This is a genomic window from Paenibacillus sp. J2R1T-4 (assembly GCF_059692235.1).
In genome coordinates this window covers 1-18,220 of the sequence record NZ_JCAUBA010000026.1, presented here as the reverse complement: position 1 = coordinate 18,220, position 18,220 = coordinate 1, and the positions used below count along the sequence as shown (strand labels likewise).

Annotated in this window: 16 protein-coding genes and 17 tRNA genes; 4 read left to right on the top strand and 29 right to left on the bottom strand. The window is 46.4% G+C overall.

Annotated features, from left to right (window positions below; genetic code table 11):
• Positions 1–87 precede the first annotated feature (87 nt).
• On the bottom strand, positions 88–1,287 hold the full coding sequence (locus AC58QD_RS29120) for a GNAT family N-acetyltransferase (protein WP_497338549.1): 1,200 nt from the start codon (positions 1,285–1,287) through the stop codon (positions 88–90).
• A 282-nt stretch (positions 1,288–1,569) separates the two neighbouring features.
• Here AC58QD_RS29120 and AC58QD_RS29115 point away from each other — a divergent pair, with 282 nt between their 5' ends.
• Complete coding sequence (locus AC58QD_RS29115) at positions 1,570–1,662, top strand: YjcZ family sporulation protein (protein WP_497338548.1); 93 nt, start codon at positions 1,570–1,572, stop codon at positions 1,660–1,662.
• Between the two features lie 207 nt (positions 1,663–1,869).
• On the opposite strand, the gene AC58QD_RS29110 is transcribed toward AC58QD_RS29115, so the two are convergent.
• From AC58QD_RS29110 to moaA, 3 genes are read right to left on the bottom strand one after another with little or no spacing between them, the layout of a single operon-like run.
• The gene (locus tag AC58QD_RS29110; RefSeq protein ID WP_497338547.1) at positions 1,870–3,168 is read right to left on the bottom strand and encodes a molybdopterin molybdotransferase MoeA; all 1,299 of its coding nucleotides are present in this window, start codon (positions 3,166–3,168) and stop codon (positions 1,870–1,872) included.
• On the bottom strand, positions 3,146–3,277 hold the full coding sequence (locus AC58QD_RS29105; RefSeq protein WP_497338546.1) for a hypothetical protein: 132 nt from the start codon (positions 3,275–3,277) through the stop codon (positions 3,146–3,148). The genes AC58QD_RS29110 and AC58QD_RS29105 overlap by 23 nt, the downstream gene beginning before the upstream one ends.
• Before the next feature lie 45 nt (positions 3,278–3,322).
• Positions 3,323–4,327 (bottom strand): GTP 3',8-cyclase MoaA, encoded by a 1,005-nt coding sequence (gene moaA / locus AC58QD_RS29100; protein ID WP_497338545.1) that lies wholly within the window; start codon positions 4,325–4,327, stop codon positions 3,323–3,325.
• A gap of 263 nt (positions 4,328–4,590) precedes the next feature.
• On the opposite strand from moaA, the gene AC58QD_RS29095 reads away from it, so the two are divergent.
• Positions 4,591–4,956: a response regulator gene (locus tag AC58QD_RS29095; protein ID WP_497338544.1), complete on the top strand. Its 366-nt coding sequence runs from the start codon at positions 4,591–4,593 to the stop codon at positions 4,954–4,956.
• 168 nt (positions 4,957–5,124) lie between these two features.
• Positions 5,125–5,493: a response regulator gene (locus AC58QD_RS29090; RefSeq protein ID WP_497338543.1), complete on the top strand. Its 369-nt coding sequence runs from the start codon at positions 5,125–5,127 to the stop codon at positions 5,491–5,493.
• Between the two features lie 78 nt (positions 5,494–5,571).
• Here AC58QD_RS29090 and AC58QD_RS29085 read toward each other — a convergent pair whose 3' ends face one another.
• Entirely contained in the window at positions 5,572–6,333 is a 762-nt protein-coding gene (locus AC58QD_RS29085) for a sugar phosphate isomerase/epimerase family protein (protein WP_497338542.1), read from the bottom strand.
• Positions 6,334–6,501: 168 nt separating this feature from the next.
• On the opposite strand from AC58QD_RS29085, the gene AC58QD_RS29080 reads away from it, so the two are divergent.
• Complete coding sequence (locus AC58QD_RS29080) at positions 6,502–7,344, top strand: ABC transporter ATP-binding protein (RefSeq protein WP_497338541.1); 843 nt, start codon at positions 6,502–6,504, stop codon at positions 7,342–7,344.
• Here the strand turns inward: AC58QD_RS29080 and AC58QD_RS29075 are convergent.
• From AC58QD_RS29075 to AC58QD_RS28960, 24 genes are all read right to left on the bottom strand, one after another.
• Positions 7,341–8,228, bottom strand: a complete 888-nt coding sequence (locus AC58QD_RS29075) for a helix-turn-helix domain-containing protein (RefSeq protein WP_497338540.1) — start codon at positions 8,226–8,228, stop codon at positions 7,341–7,343. The genes AC58QD_RS29080 and AC58QD_RS29075 overlap by 4 nt on opposite strands.
• A 20-nt stretch (positions 8,229–8,248) precedes the next feature.
• On the bottom strand, positions 8,249–8,992 hold the full coding sequence (locus tag AC58QD_RS29070; RefSeq protein WP_497338539.1) for a phytanoyl-CoA dioxygenase family protein: 744 nt from the start codon (positions 8,990–8,992) through the stop codon (positions 8,249–8,251).
• 127 nt (positions 8,993–9,119) lie between these two features.
• Entirely contained in the window at positions 9,120–10,001 is an 882-nt protein-coding gene (locus AC58QD_RS29065) for a carbohydrate ABC transporter permease (RefSeq protein ID WP_497338597.1), read from the bottom strand.
• A gap of 19 nt (positions 10,002–10,020) precedes the next feature.
• Positions 10,021–10,953 carry an ABC transporter permease gene (locus tag AC58QD_RS29060; RefSeq protein ID WP_497338538.1) on the bottom strand — a complete coding sequence of 311 codons (933 nt, stop codon included), beginning with the start codon at positions 10,951–10,953 and terminating at the stop codon, positions 10,021–10,023.
• Positions 10,954–11,032: 79 nt separating this feature from the next.
• On the bottom strand, positions 11,033–12,658 hold the full coding sequence (locus AC58QD_RS29055; protein WP_497338537.1) for an extracellular solute-binding protein: 1,626 nt from the start codon (positions 12,656–12,658) through the stop codon (positions 11,033–11,035).
• Between the two features lie 156 nt (positions 12,659–12,814).
• Positions 12,815–15,133 (bottom strand): AraC family transcriptional regulator, encoded by a 2,319-nt coding sequence (locus AC58QD_RS29050; RefSeq protein ID WP_497338535.1) that lies wholly within the window; start codon positions 15,131–15,133, stop codon positions 12,815–12,817.
• Between the two features lie 108 nt (positions 15,134–15,241).
• A complete protein-coding gene (locus tag AC58QD_RS29045; protein WP_497338534.1) occupies positions 15,242–16,264 on the bottom strand; it encodes a LacI family DNA-binding transcriptional regulator in 1,023 nt (340 codons plus the stop codon).
• Between the two features lie 141 nt (positions 16,265–16,405).
• Positions 16,406–16,485 (bottom strand) — tRNA-Leu (locus AC58QD_RS29040).
• Between the two features lie 44 nt (positions 16,486–16,529).
• Positions 16,530–16,606, bottom strand: a tRNA-Arg gene (locus tag AC58QD_RS29035).
• Positions 16,607–16,623: 17 nt separating this feature from the next.
• Positions 16,624–16,712, bottom strand: a tRNA-Leu gene (locus AC58QD_RS29030).
• A gap of 14 nt (positions 16,713–16,726) precedes the next feature.
• A tRNA-Cys gene (locus AC58QD_RS29025) sits at positions 16,727–16,800 on the bottom strand.
• A 9-nt stretch (positions 16,801–16,809) separates the two neighbouring features.
• A tRNA-Gly gene (locus AC58QD_RS29020) sits at positions 16,810–16,884 on the bottom strand.
• Positions 16,885–16,917: 33 nt separating this feature from the next.
• A tRNA-Gln gene (locus AC58QD_RS29015) sits at positions 16,918–16,989 on the bottom strand.
• 12 nt (positions 16,990–17,001) lie between these two features.
• A tRNA-His gene (locus tag AC58QD_RS29010) sits at positions 17,002–17,077 on the bottom strand.
• A 22-nt stretch (positions 17,078–17,099) separates the two neighbouring features.
• A tRNA-Trp gene (locus AC58QD_RS29005) sits at positions 17,100–17,173 on the bottom strand.
• 9 nt (positions 17,174–17,182) lie between these two features.
• Positions 17,183–17,265 (bottom strand) — tRNA-Tyr (locus AC58QD_RS29000).
• Positions 17,266–17,272: 7 nt separating this feature from the next.
• A tRNA-Thr gene (locus AC58QD_RS28995) sits at positions 17,273–17,348 on the bottom strand.
• 13 nt (positions 17,349–17,361) lie between these two features.
• A tRNA-Phe gene (locus tag AC58QD_RS28990) sits at positions 17,362–17,437 on the bottom strand.
• Between the two features lie 70 nt (positions 17,438–17,507).
• Positions 17,508–17,584 (bottom strand) — tRNA-Asp (locus AC58QD_RS28985).
• Positions 17,585–17,647: 63 nt separating this feature from the next.
• Positions 17,648–17,721: transfer RNA gene (locus AC58QD_RS28980), tRNA-Met, on the bottom strand.
• A 51-nt stretch (positions 17,722–17,772) separates the two neighbouring features.
• A tRNA-Val gene (locus tag AC58QD_RS28975) sits at positions 17,773–17,848 on the bottom strand.
• Between the two features lie 76 nt (positions 17,849–17,924).
• A tRNA-Glu gene (locus AC58QD_RS28970) sits at positions 17,925–17,999 on the bottom strand.
• Between the two features lie 21 nt (positions 18,000–18,020).
• Positions 18,021–18,108, bottom strand: a tRNA-Ser gene (locus AC58QD_RS28965).
• Between the two features lie 6 nt (positions 18,109–18,114).
• A tRNA-Asn gene (locus AC58QD_RS28960) sits at positions 18,115–18,187 on the bottom strand.
• Between the last annotated feature and the right edge of the window lie 33 nt (positions 18,188–18,220).

Genomic DNA, 18,220 nt, shown 5'->3' with positions numbered 1-18,220 from the left:
TATTTCATAAGTAGGACAAGTCTATTAATCGTCTATATCATCTGGTCGCGAAGAGACTGTGTATAAAAAAGCCTCATCCGTTGGAAGCTAAAAATAATCCGATAAATATGTCATAGTCCTGGGGATGACTCGTTCCAGAGCATCGACGGTTCTGCTATCTGCTTGAATACGTCCGTAACGGTGCAGGTCTGTTGGCCGTTTATACCCAATTAACATAGAAGTTAGTGTCTGGATATCACAATGCAGGGTGTTTCCATCGTCCGACTGATTATCTAGTTCCAATGGTTCGATATTCATTCTAGTAACCTGAGCTGTTCCGTCAGATCGTATTACAATTTCGAACCAACCATCATTCCAGTCTGCTTGTCGATCTTTTAACCTCAATCGGAATTGCAAGTCCTCCGTACCGGCCTCGAATACAGCTTGCTCCAAATACCCGACCACATCTACAATTCTAGCCATGAAATAAGGGACGGTCTGTTGCTTGACCGTTGGATTATGCAGCAAATACGGGAGCGGGTCATCTGAAGGGGCTTTAACCGTAATCGTATCGAACATGGAGTCATGATTCGCGATAAACTTCCACAGGCCATACCACGCATCCATATCGAGTGAGATCAATTCGCCCACCGCCAATTTTCTGTTCTTTACTTCATAGATCATATACCCTCTCGCTTGCCCAGCCGAATTGTGATAAATGACCGCTTGTCCTTTTTTTTGCTTAAAAACAATCTGCCTCCACCAAGCCTCATCTCGTGCGAGCATGCCGTTATACTGTAGTGCATAATCCGTATAAATCCCGTGTAACAGAGTCCAATCCCGTTCGACCCGCTCCACTGAGCCCATTGAATTCTCAATTACTGGCAGATGAGAAGCAGTCAGCTCATATTCAATATAGTCGGTATATAGCTCCCAGCCGAATTTGCGGTAGAACGGAATAGAGAATGGGTGCAGGAACGATATGGTTCTGCCTTCCTCCTTCATGACTAGTAACCCTTTGGCGAGCAGTTGGGAAACCATCCCTTTCCGTCTATATTCCGGCCACGTGGCTACACTCGCAACCCCGCCTACATCGGTAATCCTCCCATTTATGTATGTTTGGATCGGATGGATGGTCATCTTTGCTGCCAGCTTCTGATCAATGAAGTAGCCCCAAGTGATTTCGGGTTTGGCAAAAGCTTTCCGATCCGTTCGTTCCTTCTCATTCAATTCGTATTGAAAGGCAAAACAAGATAAATCAAGGCTGGCATCCAGCTCTTCCGTTCTCAATCTCCTTATTTCATCCATACTCTCTCCACCTTCCCAAAAATATGCCACAAGTCACGAAGACCTGTTATATCATCAATGCTAACTTTAAAAACCTATTGGCGGCTGCTTGTGCTGCAACCTTATTTTATCAGTTCGGGAGGCGTTCGAATAGATTCGAACATTGGAACTAGTTGGTTAACCGGTTTTGTTCGGTATAGTAAAAATACCTGAAATCTGGGTGATCATTAGGGCCAATGTCCAGTCCAGATGACGGTAACCTACATATATTGAACAATCCGGAGTTCGAAAGGAGAATGCTGCATGAGTGCTGGAGGAGCCTTCACATCGGTAGGAATTATCTTGGTGCTTTTTATCCTGTTAGTAATCGTTACAGGGGCTGCTTGTTGTTTCTAAAAACACACACGAGTCGGCGCATCCTAGTGGGGTCTCTTGGATGAATCATTCGCAGCTGACCTCCTATCTTCAATACAAAAACCCCGTATCCCATGCAAAATGGGTGCGGGGTTTTTGTATTTGCAATGAGACAGAAAGATGTATTTGAGCATTAGCGGAATGAATCTGCATGAATTTCCATTATTTCATTGGATGAAGACTAGCAGCTTATATAATGGTTTGGATCCGGATCACTTGTACAAGACTGCCTGGGACTATTCCTTCTCCGCCAGGCGGGACGATGACCAGGCACTCTGCTTCCTTCAGCGATATCAAGTCGCTTGACTTATTGCCCCCAGCGGGCAATACATATACCTTGCCTGCTTCCATTCGCAGCTTGGCTCGTATGTAACGTTCATAGACCGTTCCTTTGACGATCCCGCCCTCCCATACCGCTTGAAAACGGTTACGTTGTTCAGTCTTCGATAGGAACGCTTCATCTTGCATTTGTTGGAGCGCAGGGCGCACCATCAGCTCGAATCCTACCATACACGCACCGGGATTACCGGATAAAGCGAACAGCAGGCGATTATGCCATAGCCCCACACTCGTCGGGCTGCCTGGGCGCATCTGGACCTTGTTGAACAGCAGCTTTCCATCCCACTGCTTGAATAGCTCGACCATGACATCGTAGTCCCCGACTGATACGCCGCCGCTCGTCAATATAACATCATATTCACCTGATGACATTGCTTGACGGATGACAGGCAATACGTCCCCTAGTCGATCTGAGGACGTGCGGAGCAGCTCTGCATCTGCACCTGCCGAGGCGGCCAGCAAGGCTAGCATCGTGGAGTTGCTGTCGCGGATACCGCTCACCGGAAGCGGTGAGGGCGTATCCACAGGCAGCAGCTCCGCGCCGGTCGCCAGCACGGCAACGCGAGGGCGCCGGCGCACGGCGACGCTGGCGTGGCCGAGCGACGCTAGCACGGCCGCCTCACCGGGGCCGATGCGCGTGCCCGCCGCGAGCAGCCGCTCGCCTGCCGCCGCCTCGTGACCGGCGGCAGTAATGTTGTCGCCGGGCGCGGCCGGCTTGCCGACGCGCACAAGACCATGCGTCCCGTGCGGGGTGCCCGCCGGGACAACGGTTTCGGTCATCTCTAGCATGATGACCGCATCTGCCCCTACCGGCACCGGAGCGCCGGTCATAATGCGCGCGGCTTGTCCCGCGCCTACGATCGCTTGCGGCACTTGCCCGCAGGCGATCGCCTCTACGACGTCCAGCACAGCTGGACGTCCAGGCTCCGCGCCGACGGTATCCTGCGCACGAACCGCATAGCCGTCCACGCCGGAGCGGCTAAAGTGCGGAATCGGCTGGTCAGCGCATACGTCCTGCGCCAGCCGGCGACCCAAGCTGCCGAGCAACGGAACATGCTCAGCGGGAAGCACAGCCTTGGTGCACGCCGCGATCTGCGCTTGCGCTTCCTGCACGGTTATCATCGTTCTACGCGGTATGCTGCTGTTCACTCCTGTTCCCTCCCTGCACTTGCTCTCTCACTCGTACACACACTTGAGCTTGAGCTCGCTCTCGCACTTGCACCTGCACTTGCACCTGCACTTGCACCTGCACTTTCACTCGCTTGCTCACCCTCGCAACTATGCGGGATAAGACTTACGAGCGTTATCCCCCAATCTGCGACATCCGACGCAAGGTCGGTGTATGAGATTGATCCTGTTGCGATAGTACCTGAGCCATCTCGTGATTGAGCGGCTTAATATCAAGCGCGCGGAAGAACATCTCTTGCATGCCCGCTTCGTCACCCATATAAGTGCGCACGTTAAATTCATCCGTCCAATATAAGCATGGCTTGATGTTGCCATCAGCCGTTAGCCTCAGTCTGTTGCAAGTTTCGCAAAAGTGATCGCTCACCGGGTGAATCAGACCGAAAGTGCCCGTTGCCCCTTGAATCCGATAATTCTTACTCGGGCCATTGCCGTATACATCGCCAAAGGGCGCTGCTTCCCACCCCTGCGCGGCGCAAACATCAAGAACAGTAGACAAAGGTACATACTTGGTCCGCCAGTCGTCGTTCTCATGGCCGATCGGCATATATTCGATGAACCGAACCGTTAAGTCCCGTTCCATGGTCATTTTCAGAAAATCTGCAATCTCATCCTCGTTAACGCCCTTCATTAGAACCACATTCAGCTTGATGGGTTGAAATCCGATCCGAATGGATTCCTCCAACGAAGCAAGCACTTTATTAATGTCTCCTCCTCGAGTAATAGCAGCGAAACGATCCGCTCGAAGAGAATCCAAACTAATATTTACCCGGGTCACCCCTGCCTTTTTAAGACGCTCTGCTCGAGGTGCAAGGAAAATTCCATTAGTAGTAAGAGCAATATCTTCAATCCCGGGAATCGCCGAGAGCTGGGCTATCAGCACTTCCAAATTTTTACGAACCAGAGGCTCCCCGCCCGTAATCCGCAGCTTGCGCACACCCAACCGGGCCAGAACACGAACGACTTCGGTGATTTCCTCGAACGTCAGAATCCGGTCATCTGGTTCGAACTCCATACCTTCCTCCGGCATGCAATATACGCAGCGAAGGTTGCAACGGTCAGTGACCGAGATTCGCAAATAATCATGCACTCTCCCGAATCGATCCACAAGTGTCGTATTCATGCTTAGCCCTCCTTTAAATAGATATCTCACCGTTTGATTTATTCTCTCTTCATTCTATCACAATACCATGACTTATGCTCCGCAAAAGCATAGTACCATTGCCAGAGTTTATAAAAGATTCTGGACAACCGCGACTTTTGACCTACACGTCCAAATAGAAAAGAGAGCCAAGTGGTACTTCTCAATATGGCATACAAGGCTCTAATATAGAGGTAGATCATACATTTCAATTAAACAACTTTGTTGAAGGTAAGGTGATTCACATGCATACGGTTATGATCGTTGACGATGCGGCATTCATGAGAACGATAATTAAAGATATAGTATGTGAAATTGGTTGCAGTGTTGTCGCCGAGGCTACGAATGGAGAAGAAGCCGTCTCCATGTATAAGCGTACCCGACCGGATCTGGTGACGATGGATATAACAATGCCCCTAATGGACGGAGTAACCGCACTTCGTAAAATTAGAGCCATAGACCCCAAGGCTAAAGTAATTATGTGCTCGGCCATGTCTCACCAACCCATGGTGATAGAAGCTATTTCTTTGGGCGCCAAAGATTTTATTACCAAACCTGTTCAGAAGGAAAGAGTCCAGGTCTCCGTCCTCAAAGTGCTAGAACAAAACTAGCTCCCCCTTCTCTCTATCTCCTAAGCTATTAATTTGTCATGCCGCTTTTATCCCTTCCATCCATCGTCCGTAATCCTCCTTTATCCTATTCCGTTCTAAATTAGCGCTTCCTTTAATAGATTAATATAAGGTTGAATGCGACTAATTTTTTTCGAAAGGGTGGATCCCGTGGCGACAATATTGGTTGTGGACGATGCCGCATTTATGAGGACGATCTTGAGTCATATGCTGCGTGAGTACGGATATGAGATTATAGAAGCAAGCAGCGGTGAAGAAGCCATACAGCTGTACATACAGACTAATCCCGACTTGGTAACCATGGACATTACAATGCCCGAGATGGATGGGATCGTCACGATGCAAAGGATTCGCAAGTTTGATCCCAAGGCCAAAATAATCGTATGCTCCGCAATGTCGCATCAGCAAATAGTCATTGAGGCTATTTCCTGCGGCGCCAAAGACTTCATAGCCAAACCGCTTCAGAAGGAACGAGTGCATAGCACGATTCAACGCGTATTGACTGAAGTGGAAGTATGAGTTTCAGGCGAGCAACCCATGTAGATAAAAAGGACTTTCCGACAATCGGAAGGTCCTTTTCGTGTCAAGAGGAGTTATTTACCCTGCTGCATTTGCTCTACCTACAATCCGCTTCAACGTTGCTGCATCATCCAGGAACTGTTGAGGTGAATCGTCCTTTACGAACTCAAGCATCGCGTATCGCTCTTCGCTTGGAGGCAGTGCTGCCATATACTTGTCCCAATCTGCTTCGCCCTCGGCCAACGGGAACCGTAAGCCAGGCGTTATGTAATACACGTGCACATTAGTCAACCAAGGCGAGAGCGCCTCAATATCAGATAAGTAATCTTCTTGCTTAAGTGTCGGAAGCGGCTGCCAGTAAGTGTAGACGTTCGGATGGTTTACACCCTTCAACAGCTTCAAGGCGGGCTCTAATCCATCCGTCAACGTATTCCCGTGGAATTCGAAGGCGATGCGCACACCAGCGGCCTCTGCAAGTGAAGCGATTCGGTGGGTGTCCTTAATAACCTCATCCCACCAAGCCTCATCTGCGATGTCGGAGCCTTTGTTCCCTGCCCAGATTCGGATCGTCGGAGCGCCCAGTGCTACTGCAGAATCCAAGACGTCCTCGAATTTATAGGAACTGCTGCCCAATCGATAATACGAGCCGTAAGAGGCTACCTTCAGTCCTGCTTCTTCCGTTAATTGCCTGACCTCTCTCGCCAACTCCGCGTTACCAGGGGGAACATGTACATCGCCGCCCCATTCAATCGCTTCCAGCCCTGCTTCAACAACCAAGGATACAATCTCTTGGGGACTCAATTTACGAAAAGTAACCGATAACAATCCCGTATGCAGCATTCCTAGTATTCCTCCCGTTTTCTATAAAATTCACTGCCGAACCATTCCTCCATTATACCGCTTTTTGACCCTTTCGAAATACTTTCTTAAGATTTGCGAAATAGGAAAGACAATGTTTTATTATACACTTTGGTTATTAGAGAATTAGGAGAGGAGCTCAAATACCCAATGAAGCATACACCTGTTGTCCAAATCAAGAATCTAACGAAAAAGCTCGGGAAGAAAACGATAATTGACCGCTTGAGCCTGGATATTTACGCCGGAGAAATATTCGGATTTCTTGGACCTAATGGCGCTGGGAAAACAACTACAATTCGCATGATGGTTGGCCTTATTTCCATGACTGATGGAGACGTGACTTACAAGGGCATCAGTGTCAAACACAACTACCGCGAAGCAATTGCTCATGTAGGTGCTATCGTAGAAAATCCGGAGATGTACAAGCATTTAACGGGTTATCAAAATTTGCAGCAATACGCGAGGATGATCAGCGGCATTACGCGGGAGCGAATACAAGAGGTTGTCCAGCTTATTGGCTTGGAAGCCGCGATACACGATAAGGTCAGAACGTATTCACTCGGCATGCGTCAGCGCCTGGGGTTGGCTCAAGCCCTGCTTCATTCCCCGGCATTCTTAATATTAGATGTTATTGGCGGCGGGCTTGCTGTAAAGTACCTGATGGATGATTCAAGTTCTGGAGGGTGGCAGCAAGATGTCACGGAACGAACGGCACAAATGAAGCAAGCTTTGGCTGAAGAAGCTCCTTCTGAAGCAGATAAGCTGAAAATCGAGAGAGAGGTCGCAATCAACGACTACCGTATCGCTAATGATATCCCTCCAATTGATTATTCCATTAATAGCTTGTGGGCCTTTGTGAAGATAACCTCGGAAGGTAATCCCAGCATGGTGGATCTGGTCACACTGATAACGATCCTAATAGCTGCAGGAGTTGTAGCCTCTGAGTTCTCCTCTGGTGCGATCAAGCTGCTGCATGCCGATGTTACGCACTAGCTGCCAGAACGTCCAGTCTCCTCTCTCCTCCCTGCCTGCTGATACTGACGTGGAGTACAGTTATACTTGACCTTGAACACTCGTTCGAAGTGTGTCAACGTTCGGAATCCAGAGGCATGACATATTTCAGTTATTGGAAGTCTCGATGCATGGAGTAGAGAAGCGGCGAATTCCAACCGCAAATTCTGCAAATAGTACTGAAAAGTTAACCCTGTCGTCTGATGAAAGCACTCACTGAAATAACCAGGCGCCAGTTGGGCTTCACGCGCCGCGTCCTTCAAGCTGAGCGGTTCACGGAAATGATGATGGATATGGACTAGTGCCTTTGCTACCCCTGTATGGCCAGCAGTCCCTTCATCTGGCCTCCTTCTAATACTTGGTGCTGCTTCCCGCTGTCGAAGAAGCACGATCAGAATTCGCTCAAGAGCACCTTTCACCATTAATCGTTGGCCCGTCTTTCTCACTAGTGTTTCCTGCTCAATTAATTGATACTCTTGCTGGACCAAGCTCAACATAGATGCATCGAGATCAGTCATTCTTTCTGCATTCCCATACAGCAGCAGCTCCCGCAATTCCTCAACAAGCATCTCATCGGAGAAGATTACGTTATACACTTGTAGTGTAGAGCCTTCGTCTGGATACACCTCATGGAAATCTGCCGGCGTTAGCAAGAACAAGCTCCCCCTGCCCAATCTATGGGAGACTCCATTCACTACATTAGTCCCATCACCATCGGTGATGAGACACATTTCGTAGAATTCATGCCAATGAAGCGGAACCAATCGATTCACATGCTGCTGAAAAATATTAAAGGAACGGCTTACCTCCATATACTGTTCCTTCAATAGCCTCTTTGGATGTTGTGACCAACCCTCCTGATCCACTTCGCCATCTCCTCCGCCTATCACACGTTCACAAAGTTACTTCCCGCAATATCCTTCCCGCGTGCGAGCCATATTTTGTGAACCTTGTTGTGTTCCGCAATAACTCGGTCCTCTGTTGAGAAGTAACGCATCGTATAACCGCATCTGCGGTACTCACTCGTATTCATCTTTGCCCCATGAATGATTCGACTGTCGTGCAAGGAACATTCACCGCGCTCCAATTCGAAATAGACGGCTTTTGAATCATCGATGTTCTTGATCTGAGTGCGGAATAGATTACGACTGCCATCTACTTCTTCATATTCCGAAAATCCATTGTTGTGTGTACCCGGGATGACCCTCATACATCCATTCTCTTGGTTACTGCGATCGATGGCCAACCAGACCGTAACAATTTTCCCAAAACTGCTTAATCGCCCTTTCCAATAGGCAGAGTCCTCATGCCACGGTGTTGCTCGTCCAATCAATGGATCCTTACAGATGAAATGGCTTGACCATAATCCAATGTTAGGTCCGATAATAGGCTCCACTAGATCAAGCACTTCATCAGCGAGCAGGAATTCCAATAAGCGCTCATCGCGAAAATGCGGGGTGTCCAGCTCATCGGACAGCTTCTTCCCTTTCAGCGCTAATTGTTCCTCGAATATATCGGTTAAACGATTCAACTTTTCTTCAGAGAAAAGCTGCTTTTTGTAAAGGTGGTATCCGTTCTGCTTATAAAATGCTGTATCCTCAGAAGATAATAAACTGGCGTTCGTGTGCATACATATTCGCCTCCGCTAATCGTATTGGTTACACCATCACTGTAACAAATCGTCAGAACGTGCGCTCATCTTTGCATCCGTCAAAGTTAGCTTTTCTTCTGTTTTTATAACATTATCCTATCATTGTTTATCCTTTTAGAGCACCAACCATGACCCCTTTTACAAAATATTTCTGCAAGAAAGGATAAATAAAGAGAATCGGCAATGTGGCAACAATAATCGTGGCATACTTGATGGATTCGCTAATCTGCGCTATTTGATCCATATTCGCAGATCCAAGCATCGAATCTGTTGAATTCGAAATAAGAATCTCACGCAGAATCAATTGCAGCGGGAATAGATCCCGATCCTTCAAGAACAAGGAGGCATAGAACCAGCCATTCCACTTCTCTACTGCATAATATAAGGTCATTACAGCAATAACCGGAAGCGACAAAGGAAGAACAATTCGCATGAATACAGTGAAGTGATTAGCACCGTCAATCTTGGCTGACTCTTCCAGGCTATCGGGGATCGCCATAAACGCGGTTCTCATGATAATCAAGTTGAACGTATTCACTGCAAAAGGGAGAATGAGCGACCATAAGGAATTCATCAAGCCCACGCCTTTGACGATCATATAGAACGGAATTAATCCTCCGCTGAAGAACATCGTGAACACAATTACGAATATAAACGTTTTATTCCAGAATACATTTTTACGCGATAACACATAGGCGGTCATAGCAGTCACGCTCATGCTCACACCTATCGCACCGATCACGACAAAGAGTGTGTTACTGAACCCCGTAAGGATACTTGGATTTTCGAATACTTTGAGATAAGCATCGATGTGAAATCCATATGATTTCAACAATAGTCCGCTATGCGCCAACATTTGACCACTGTTGCTTACGGAAGCAAGAAAAACGTAAATGAGCGGATAAGCAGTTACGATCATTAATAGAACGAGGATCGCAATAATGATCCAATCCGCAATTCGATCTGTGAATGTAGGCTTTAACCCAATTCCCACGTGGTATTCCCCCTCACCATAAACTATTCTCACTGACCTTACGACTGATATAATTCGCTGCTATGAGTAGCATCAGGTTGATAATTGAATTAAATAATCCAACTGCGGTACTGAAGCTCCAGCCGAATTCTAACAAGCCTTTGCGGTACACATAAGAGGAAATTACATCGGCCGTATCGTAGATAGAGGGGTTGTACAGAAGTATGATCTTCTCGAATCCAACATTCAGCAAGTTCCCCATCCTTAAAATAAACATAATCATGATAGTGGGCAATATTCCTGGGATCGTTACATTCCACATCTGGCGCCATCTACCCGCACCGTCCATTCGAGCTGCTTCATACTGCTCCTGATCGACAGCGCTCAAAGCAGCAATATAGATAATTGATTCCCATCCAATGCGCTGCCATATTTCCGATGCGATATAGATCGGTCGGAAGTAATCTGGATTCTGCAGCATCGTCTTGCCGTCTCCTCCGAAGTACATGAAGGCTGAATTTATTATTCCTCCGCTATTCGTAAAGTCCTTTACAATCCCGCAAATTACGATTAAGGAAATAAAATAAGGCATATACGTAACCGACTGCACGATACGCTTGAATTTGTTATTGCGCAGTTCGTTAATTAGCAGCGCCAGAATAATCGGGGCAGGAAATTCGAAGATAAGCGTGTATATGCTGATCAGAACGGTATTTTTGAATATTCTCCAGAAGTAGAATCCACTAAAAAAGTCTTTGAAATGCGCTAGCCCCACCCATTCGCTTTTGAGAATACCGATATTCGGCGAGTAATCCTTAAAGGCGATAATAGCTCCATACATCGGTCCATATTGAAAAATAAAGTAATAAGCCAAAGCTGGGATCATCATCACGTATAACACCTTGTTTCGAAGTAAATCCTTAAGGAGAAACTTCTTCCATCCAATCTTCTTCGCCATCGTTTGCATCGTGTTTCTCCTTTCGCAGGGACAGGTAAGAATGAAAAGGAGAGGGGGGTCTTTACCCTCCCCCGCTGTTCCAATAGGATTATCGCTTGTTATAGCGATCCAGTGCGGCTTGCATGATTTCCACGGCTCTGTCGATCTTAAGTGACTTTAACCGATCCAAGAATTTGTCGTACGCCTCTAACGGATCCGTTCCTAGCACGATGCGGATCGTTGTTTCATCCACAAGCGTGTTCACTTCTGTCATAATCTTTGCCATTTCGGAGCTCTCTTCCGGTGTAGGTGATACAGGAGGCAGCATATATTTGTCTACTTCTGTCTTAAACCACGTTGTTACGGCATCTCTTTGCTGAGGAAGTGCTGCGAATTGCTCGTAATAACGTTTATCCTGGATCGTAGGACCGCCGGTCGAACGGGTATACAAGCCAAGATTCAATGCGTAATCCTTCTTAATCATATCAGTGTAGGTCGGATAATTATTGACCATAGTGTGAGTGACGCCTTCTGTCCCGAAGTTGAAAAATTTTGCACCTTCAGGACTGTATCCATAGTCAAGAAGCTTAACTGCAAGCTCTTGATGCTTACTCTTGGGTGAGATTGCATACGTCCCGCCATTCGGAGCCGTGTAATCCTTTTGGCCGAATTTAGGCACGTCCCCCTTCTTAAGAACCGGGTACGGTGCTCCTACAAGGTTGAATTTCGGGTTGTCCTTCACAGCGGCGCCCAGCCATTTTCCGATTCCGCCTCCAGCTAGTGCGAATGTGGCGCCGGATTTGCCTGATGTCATATTCGAGTCCAGTATCTTTCCATCCACTGTCGCGATGTCTTTATCCAGCAATCCTTCCGCATACCATTTGCGCATAGTCGCCAAGAATTCTTTATAGCCTGGTTGTGCGGGTCCGAATTTCACTTTACCGCTCTCCATATGGAAGCCACGTGTAATGCCGAAGGCGCCTATGATCGTCCCTGTGGCTAATCCGTCAAACAACCGGGGAACGCTGGTGAATGTAAGCGGAGCCGTTGCTCCTTTCTTCTCCTTAAACGCTTTCAACATCGTATACCACTCATCGATAGTTGTCGGCACCTGTAAGCTCAGATCATCTAACCAGTCTTTTCGAATAATAGGACCACCGTACGTCTTTAACCACTCATCCCCGCGAATAAATGGGAACGCATAATAAGAACCATTATCCGTCTTGATCTGTTTGTCAACCTCAGGGTTCTCCTTCAAGTATTTCTTTAGGTTGGGTGCGAATTTGTCGATCAGATCATTCAGCTTGAGAATATTGCCATCCTTGATTGCTTTCTCAGGACCTCCAGGGTAATCGTTCAACCAATTCCACTCTATGATGTCAGCATACTCTCCGGAAGCGAACATAACATTCAATTGTTCTTTCTGTTGATTAACGGCTGGAGTAATATATTTCTCTTTGATGCCTGTCCGTTTGGCTAATTCTTGGAAGATCGGCCAGTTGCTCGCATCAGGTGTAACAGCCAGTTGGGCACCGCCTGCTACATACCAGTGCGTTAGCACCGTATCTGTCTTTATTGGATACGTGGTTGCGACTGCAGCTGTCGCTCCTGGACTGTTAGATGGAGTAGAAGTAGAGCCAGGCGATTCTGTACTCTTGGAACAAGCGGCGAGTACCGTCCCGCTAGTCATAATCGCAGCCAGAGCGATTACCGTGCTTTTGGAGAATGCTCTCATATTTCTGTTGACCTCCTCGATATTGTTACTTCCCTTTATGGGATTACAATCCCGATTATGCAGCAGATGAGGTCCTATCTCTATAGTCAGTACATCCAAAACCATACACAAATTAATCGATCAATATCTCAAAATATCCAATCTAATCATCAAAGTTTATTCCAAAGCCTTGTATTTCCCCGGTGTAATGCCTTCCCACTTCTTGAATGTGCGCATAAACGTGTTCATATCACTGAAGCCGCAGCGGTTTGCAATATCTTGCAAAGGAGCTCTCTCCTGTTTAAGCAATTGCTTTGCCTTTTCAATGCGAATCTTATTAATCGCATCAGGTAAGCTCTCGCCCGTCTGGTCCTTGAACAGCTTGGATAAATAGGTCGCCTTCATACTGAACTGCTCCCCAAGGAGTGATATGTTCAAATTCGTATCCTGGTAGTTGTTCATTATATAATGGATAATCATTTGCGTGAATTGCTGAAGCTCATCCTGCCGATGTTTATTTTTGTTGGAACAATGCTTAACAAACGTATATTGGCACACTTCTTCCAGCACTTCAGTTAGCTGACGGTGCATGTCTGATACCGTTTCCGATGCGGTCAGCTTCTCAATTGCTCGCGGATTACTGGCCAGGAACGTTTCCTGAATGTCTCCAATTTCCTGAATCGTTTTGACGAAGGTGCTTATTAGATCAAAAAGCAGGCATTTGGTCAGTTCGACAGATAATATGTTCCGTTTGAAGTTGCGTTCCATAATATCGTTCAAAGTAAGCCGGGCTTTCTCTACATCACCCACTTTTACATAGTTGATCAACTGTTGCTCTACCTGTAGAGGATAATAATATCCATCCTTCAAATCTGCTAAGCTGTCAATTTGCAATTGATCGTATACGATAATTCCTTTTTTACCCATCACTAACTTATATTCCATTGCATCCATAGCTTCTTTGTAGCCATCCGTAATCTTTGCTAAGGAACGATGCACTGCACTAATGGACACTGTCACATCAATCTCGAATTTACTCTTCAGGAATCGTTGTGCTTCTTCAGCTATTTGATATATTTGATCATTTACATGGGATTGATCTGCCCTCAGATTAATTAGACAGGCCATCATATCGTCAATCTCCGCTACATAGCCGTTATGAAGCTGGTCAGCAACAAGCTCTTCTACAACATTGGTTACAATGAACTGCAACAGTTTGAATCTGTCCGGGACCGTCATATCCTTCATTCGTTCAAAAAATTTATAGTTATCCTCCAAATAGAACAGCACCACGCAGAAATCATCCGTCTTAAATTGGAGATCAAATGCAGATAAAGCCTCCTGAGTAGGAATTTGATTTTCCAATCTGCCCTTTAACATTCTAGAGAGAAAATTGGAGCGCAACTGATTTTGCTGCTGCTTCATGCGAAGTTTAATCTGATCTTTTTCGTCGAATGTTTTGGACAGTGCATTTTGTATAAACAGAAATTCATTCGAGCCTTTATCTATCGAAACTCCTGCCTTAAGAGCCATTGATTGAAGCAGTTTACCGAGTGGTTTATAATTACGTCTAAGAAATAGAAGGGTCAGTACAATACCGCCAATTACACTAAAAGCAATACTTGAATAAGTAAGATTACGGACATACTGGGCCTCCTTCCATACAAGACGGCTCGGAGAAACCGTGAGATAGATCAGGCCGGAGCTCTTCGACTTGCTGTATGTAAAAAGTGACCAATCCCCATTGTACTTATCGTTAAAACTTCCATGCTCTCCCTTCAAACTATCGAAATTAAATGTTCCCCCGTCAATCGAACCATTCGAGACAAGAACTTGTTTCTGCTCGTTCAATACCAATACTTCTCCGCCATTAAAATGACTAACATTGTCAATAGCTTTGGACAATTGCTTCGTATCCATCATCGTAACAATCGTACCAACGGGCTGGTTGTTACTGTCAACAGGAAAAGAACTCATAAGGTTTACGAAGCTTCGTTTCTCTGAACCTGTAGTTTGAAGACTGGTCAGCATATACTGGCGGGGACTCGAGCTTCGTACAGCCTTCCTCCAATCCTCCAGAGATAAGGCTCCGCCTGTGTACAAATCCTCGTATGCGGACTCGGCTGCGCGATACAAATTCGGCATGATCACTAAATCCCCGGCTGCCCAAAAAATATAAAACTGAAAAAACATAGAGTAAGACGTTTTATAATCACGCAAGTCTTTAATAATATTGTAAAGCTCATAGCGGTAGTCATCTCTGTAAAATTTATTGGAGTAGAACAGGTCCTGAACCCTGACATTACCGTAAATTTGCATCGTAAGACGCTTGGCTGCTTCAATTTCGTTGTCAACCACTTCCTGCATTTGTCGAATCAACGAATCGTTCCCGCGCTCAATTTGATTCTCGATTGTATGTTTTGTTTGCCAATAAACAGCAGCGCTAAATAAAATGGGGACGAACAGCACGACTACATATGAGAGTAACCAGGTCATGACGACACTTTTCCTTAACATCCAAAGTTTACTCAAATTCAAATTAACCACTCCACTGTTTGCAATATGTAAAGACGTATCGTTGGCTAATTAGTCTAGGGTGTAATTTTAAACGCTCTCCCCTGAAATCAAGCTTGGAAGGAGCTGAATCTTGGTTTGCTCGGATAAGTCTTTGTTACCTTCAATGTAGTCAATCAATCTCGATGCAGCCGTATATCCCATTTCTACATAAGGGATTTCTATTGAGGTTAATGAAGGAACCAGATGCTCGTTGACTCCCTCGGTGTTATCCGCTGCCATTATATACAGATCTTTGCCCACACGCAGGTTCAGTTCATATGCAGCACGATAAATATGTATAGCACCTCGTGACCAATTCGCCAAAACTGCAATAGGAAACGCTTGCATAGATAACCATTCTAACCACCACGTACGATCTTCGTTCCAGGCAACATCTTTACGTTTGAAAAGGATAGGTTCATAACCGCGTTGAGTCATCCACTCTATATAGGCAATGACTCTTTGCTGATCTCCCCAGTCCGGATTATAGGTCATTCCATGATAAATCTCCAGGTAAGTTGGCGGAATGCCGGTTTTGTTATAAATGTAATTCAATGCATATTCAATGCTGTATTTATAGTTCGTTATTACGGATGTGACCGCATCACTCTCGGGGTAACCCTCCAAAGAGACGTAGGGTATTTTTTGCTCTCTCATACATTTCGCCCAGTACTCATCATTGTAATTCGTGTTGTCCTGGGTAAGGATTCCATCGATACGCCTTTGTGCATATAAGTCCAGAATGCCTAGGCGCTTCTCCTCTCCATGCTCTGACCCATATAACAATAGATGATAACCGGTTTCCCAACACGCCTGTTGTGCTCCCTTCATAATTTGGAACAGGAATGGAGAATCAGGGTTACCTACCACTGCGATACATTGCGTACGACCAATTCTTAATCCTCTTGCTTGTACATCAACCTTATAATTTAATTCTTCAATGACTTGAAGAACAGATCTCCTCTTCTCTTCGCTAACCCGAATTCCTTTAGTTCCGTTCAGGATTGCTGATACGACACTAGTAGAGACACCAGCTTTCTTAGCTACGTGTTTACTTGTAATTTTCTCCATATTAACCCTCCCAGTTTCATGATAATACGATTTATCATTGAGGGTCAATTAACATTTCTAGCTTTTGTAAAATAAAAAGAAATGGACTGTACATTAATTTGTACAGTCCATTTCTAGTTAACCATATTCCGTCTTGCTTAATGCCGGTGAAGGGACTCGAACCCCCACGGTTTCCCTCACGATTTTGAGTCGCGCGCGTCTGCCAATTCCGCCACACCGGCTAATTCATTCATATTCGATTCCCGAAACACAAATGGGAATTGAATGGCGTGCCCTAAGAGATTCGAACTCCTGACCTTTTGATTCGTAGTCAAACGCTCTATCCAGCTGAGCTAAGGGCACATATGATGTTGTAAGGATGGTGCCGAAGACCAGACTTGAACTGGTACGGTGGTCACCCACCGCAGGATTTTAAGTCCTGTGCGTCTGCCGATTCCGCCACTCCGGCTCGCTAAGCATTCATGGAGGCGCCACCCAGATTCGAACTGGGGGTAGAGCTTTTGCAGAGCTCTGCCTTACCACTTGGCTATGGCGCCGTAAAAAATTGGAGCGGACGACGAGATTCGAACTCGCGACCCTCGCCTTGGCAAGGCGATGCTCTACCACTGAGCCACGTCCGCAAACATATTAATTCCTATTCCCAATAAGAAATACTGGGGATCTAGGATTCGAACCTAGGGATGACGGAGTCAAAGTCCGTTGCCTTACCGCTTGGCTAATCCCCAATATTGAAAGTATGGGGCGATCGACGGGACTTGAACCCGCGGATGCCGGATCCACAAACCGGTGCGTTAACCCCTTCGCCACGACCGCCATATTCTCATTAAATTGTTTCTGGCAGGGGCAGCAGGAATTGAACCCACACCAAAGGTTTTGGAGACCTTTGTTCTACCTTTAAACTATGCCCCTATACTACAATGGAGGATGATGGATTCGAACCACCGAACTCGAATGAGAGCAGATTTACAGTCTGCCGTGTTTAGCCACTTCACTAATCCTCCATAATGCTGGTGCCGTCGAGAGGACTTGAACCCCCAACCTACTGATTACAAGTCAGTTGCTCTACCAGTTGAGCTACAACGGCATATTCAGTTAAATGGTGGCTCGGGACGGAATCGAACCGCCGACACGAGGATTTTCAGTCCTCTGCTCTACCGACTGAGCTACCGAGCCTTGAATTTAATCTGATACTTGCGGTTACGAACAACCAAGCAAGTAAGACGTCACTTTTTGAGATAAAAAATGGCGGAGCTGACGGGATTCGAACCCGCGGTCTCCTGCGTGACAGGCAGGCATGTTAGGCCTCTACACCACAGCTCCACATTAATCCGGGTTGTCCGGTTCTCAACAAGATAAAGTTGAACTTATACCATGTAGAGATAATTGCGGGGGCAGGATTTGAACCTGCGGCCTTCGGGTTATGAGCCCGACGAGCTACCGGGCTGCTCCACCCCGCGTCATTAAAAAGCAATTCAGTTGTCAACTTGCTTCACTTGTTGGAAGAAAAATGGTGGAGGCTGACGGGATCGAACCGCCGACCCTCTGCTTGTAAGGCAGATGCTCTCCCGGCTGAGCTAAGCCTCCAAGAGTTAAGTCAAAGTGACAAAATCTAATATAACAAATATCTTCAATAAAATCAAGCTGTATTTCAGTAAGAAAATGGTGACCCGTAGGGGATTCGAACCCCTGTAACCTCCGTGAAAGGGAGGTGTCTTAACCGCTTGACCAACGGGCCATACTAAGAATTGAAATACAACGGAGAGCGAGGGATTCGAACCCTCGAGACACTTTTGGCGCCTACACGATTTCCAATCGTGCTCCTTCGACCACTCGGACAGCTCTCCATGATACTCCCCGAACAGGACTCGAACCTGTGACAACTCGATTAACAGTCGAGTGCTCTACCAACTGAGCTATCAGGGAACATTATTCAGTTACAGGGTTGTACCCTGAAAA

What these genes read in the sequence shown, in the direction of transcription:
- AC58QD_RS29120 (WP_497338549.1), bottom strand. Translation starts at nt 1,287, where the DNA reads ATGGATGAAATAAGGAGATTGAGAACGGAAGAGCTGGATGCCAGCCTT.
- AC58QD_RS29115 (WP_497338548.1), top strand. Translation starts at nt 1,570, where the DNA reads ATGAGTGCTGGAGGAGCCTTCACATCGGTAGGAATTATCTTGGTGCTT.
- moaA (WP_497338545.1), bottom strand. Translation starts at nt 4,327, where the DNA reads ATGAATACGACACTTGTGGATCGATTCGGGAGAGTGCATGATTATTTG.
- AC58QD_RS29095 (WP_497338544.1), top strand. Translation starts at nt 4,591, where the DNA reads ATGCATACGGTTATGATCGTTGACGATGCGGCATTCATGAGAACGATA.
- AC58QD_RS29085 (WP_497338542.1), bottom strand. Translation starts at nt 6,333, where the DNA reads ATGCTGCATACGGGATTGTTATCGGTTACTTTTCGTAAATTGAGTCCC.
- AC58QD_RS29080 (WP_497338541.1), top strand. Translation starts at nt 6,502, where the DNA reads ATGAAGCATACACCTGTTGTCCAAATCAAGAATCTAACGAAAAAGCTC.
- AC58QD_RS29070 (WP_497338539.1), bottom strand. Translation starts at nt 8,992, where the DNA reads ATGCACACGAACGCCAGTTTATTATCTTCTGAGGATACAGCATTTTAT.
- AC58QD_RS29060 (WP_497338538.1), bottom strand. Translation starts at nt 10,953, where the DNA reads ATGCAAACGATGGCGAAGAAGATTGGATGGAAGAAGTTTCTCCTTAAG.
- AC58QD_RS29055 (WP_497338537.1), bottom strand. Translation starts at nt 12,658, where the DNA reads ATGAGAGCATTCTCCAAAAGCACGGTAATCGCTCTGGCTGCGATTATG.
- AC58QD_RS29050 (WP_497338535.1), bottom strand. Translation starts at nt 15,133, where the DNA reads ATGACCTGGTTACTCTCATATGTAGTCGTGCTGTTCGTCCCCATTTTA.
- AC58QD_RS29045 (WP_497338534.1), bottom strand. Translation starts at nt 16,264, where the DNA reads ATGGAGAAAATTACAAGTAAACACGTAGCTAAGAAAGCTGGTGTCTCT.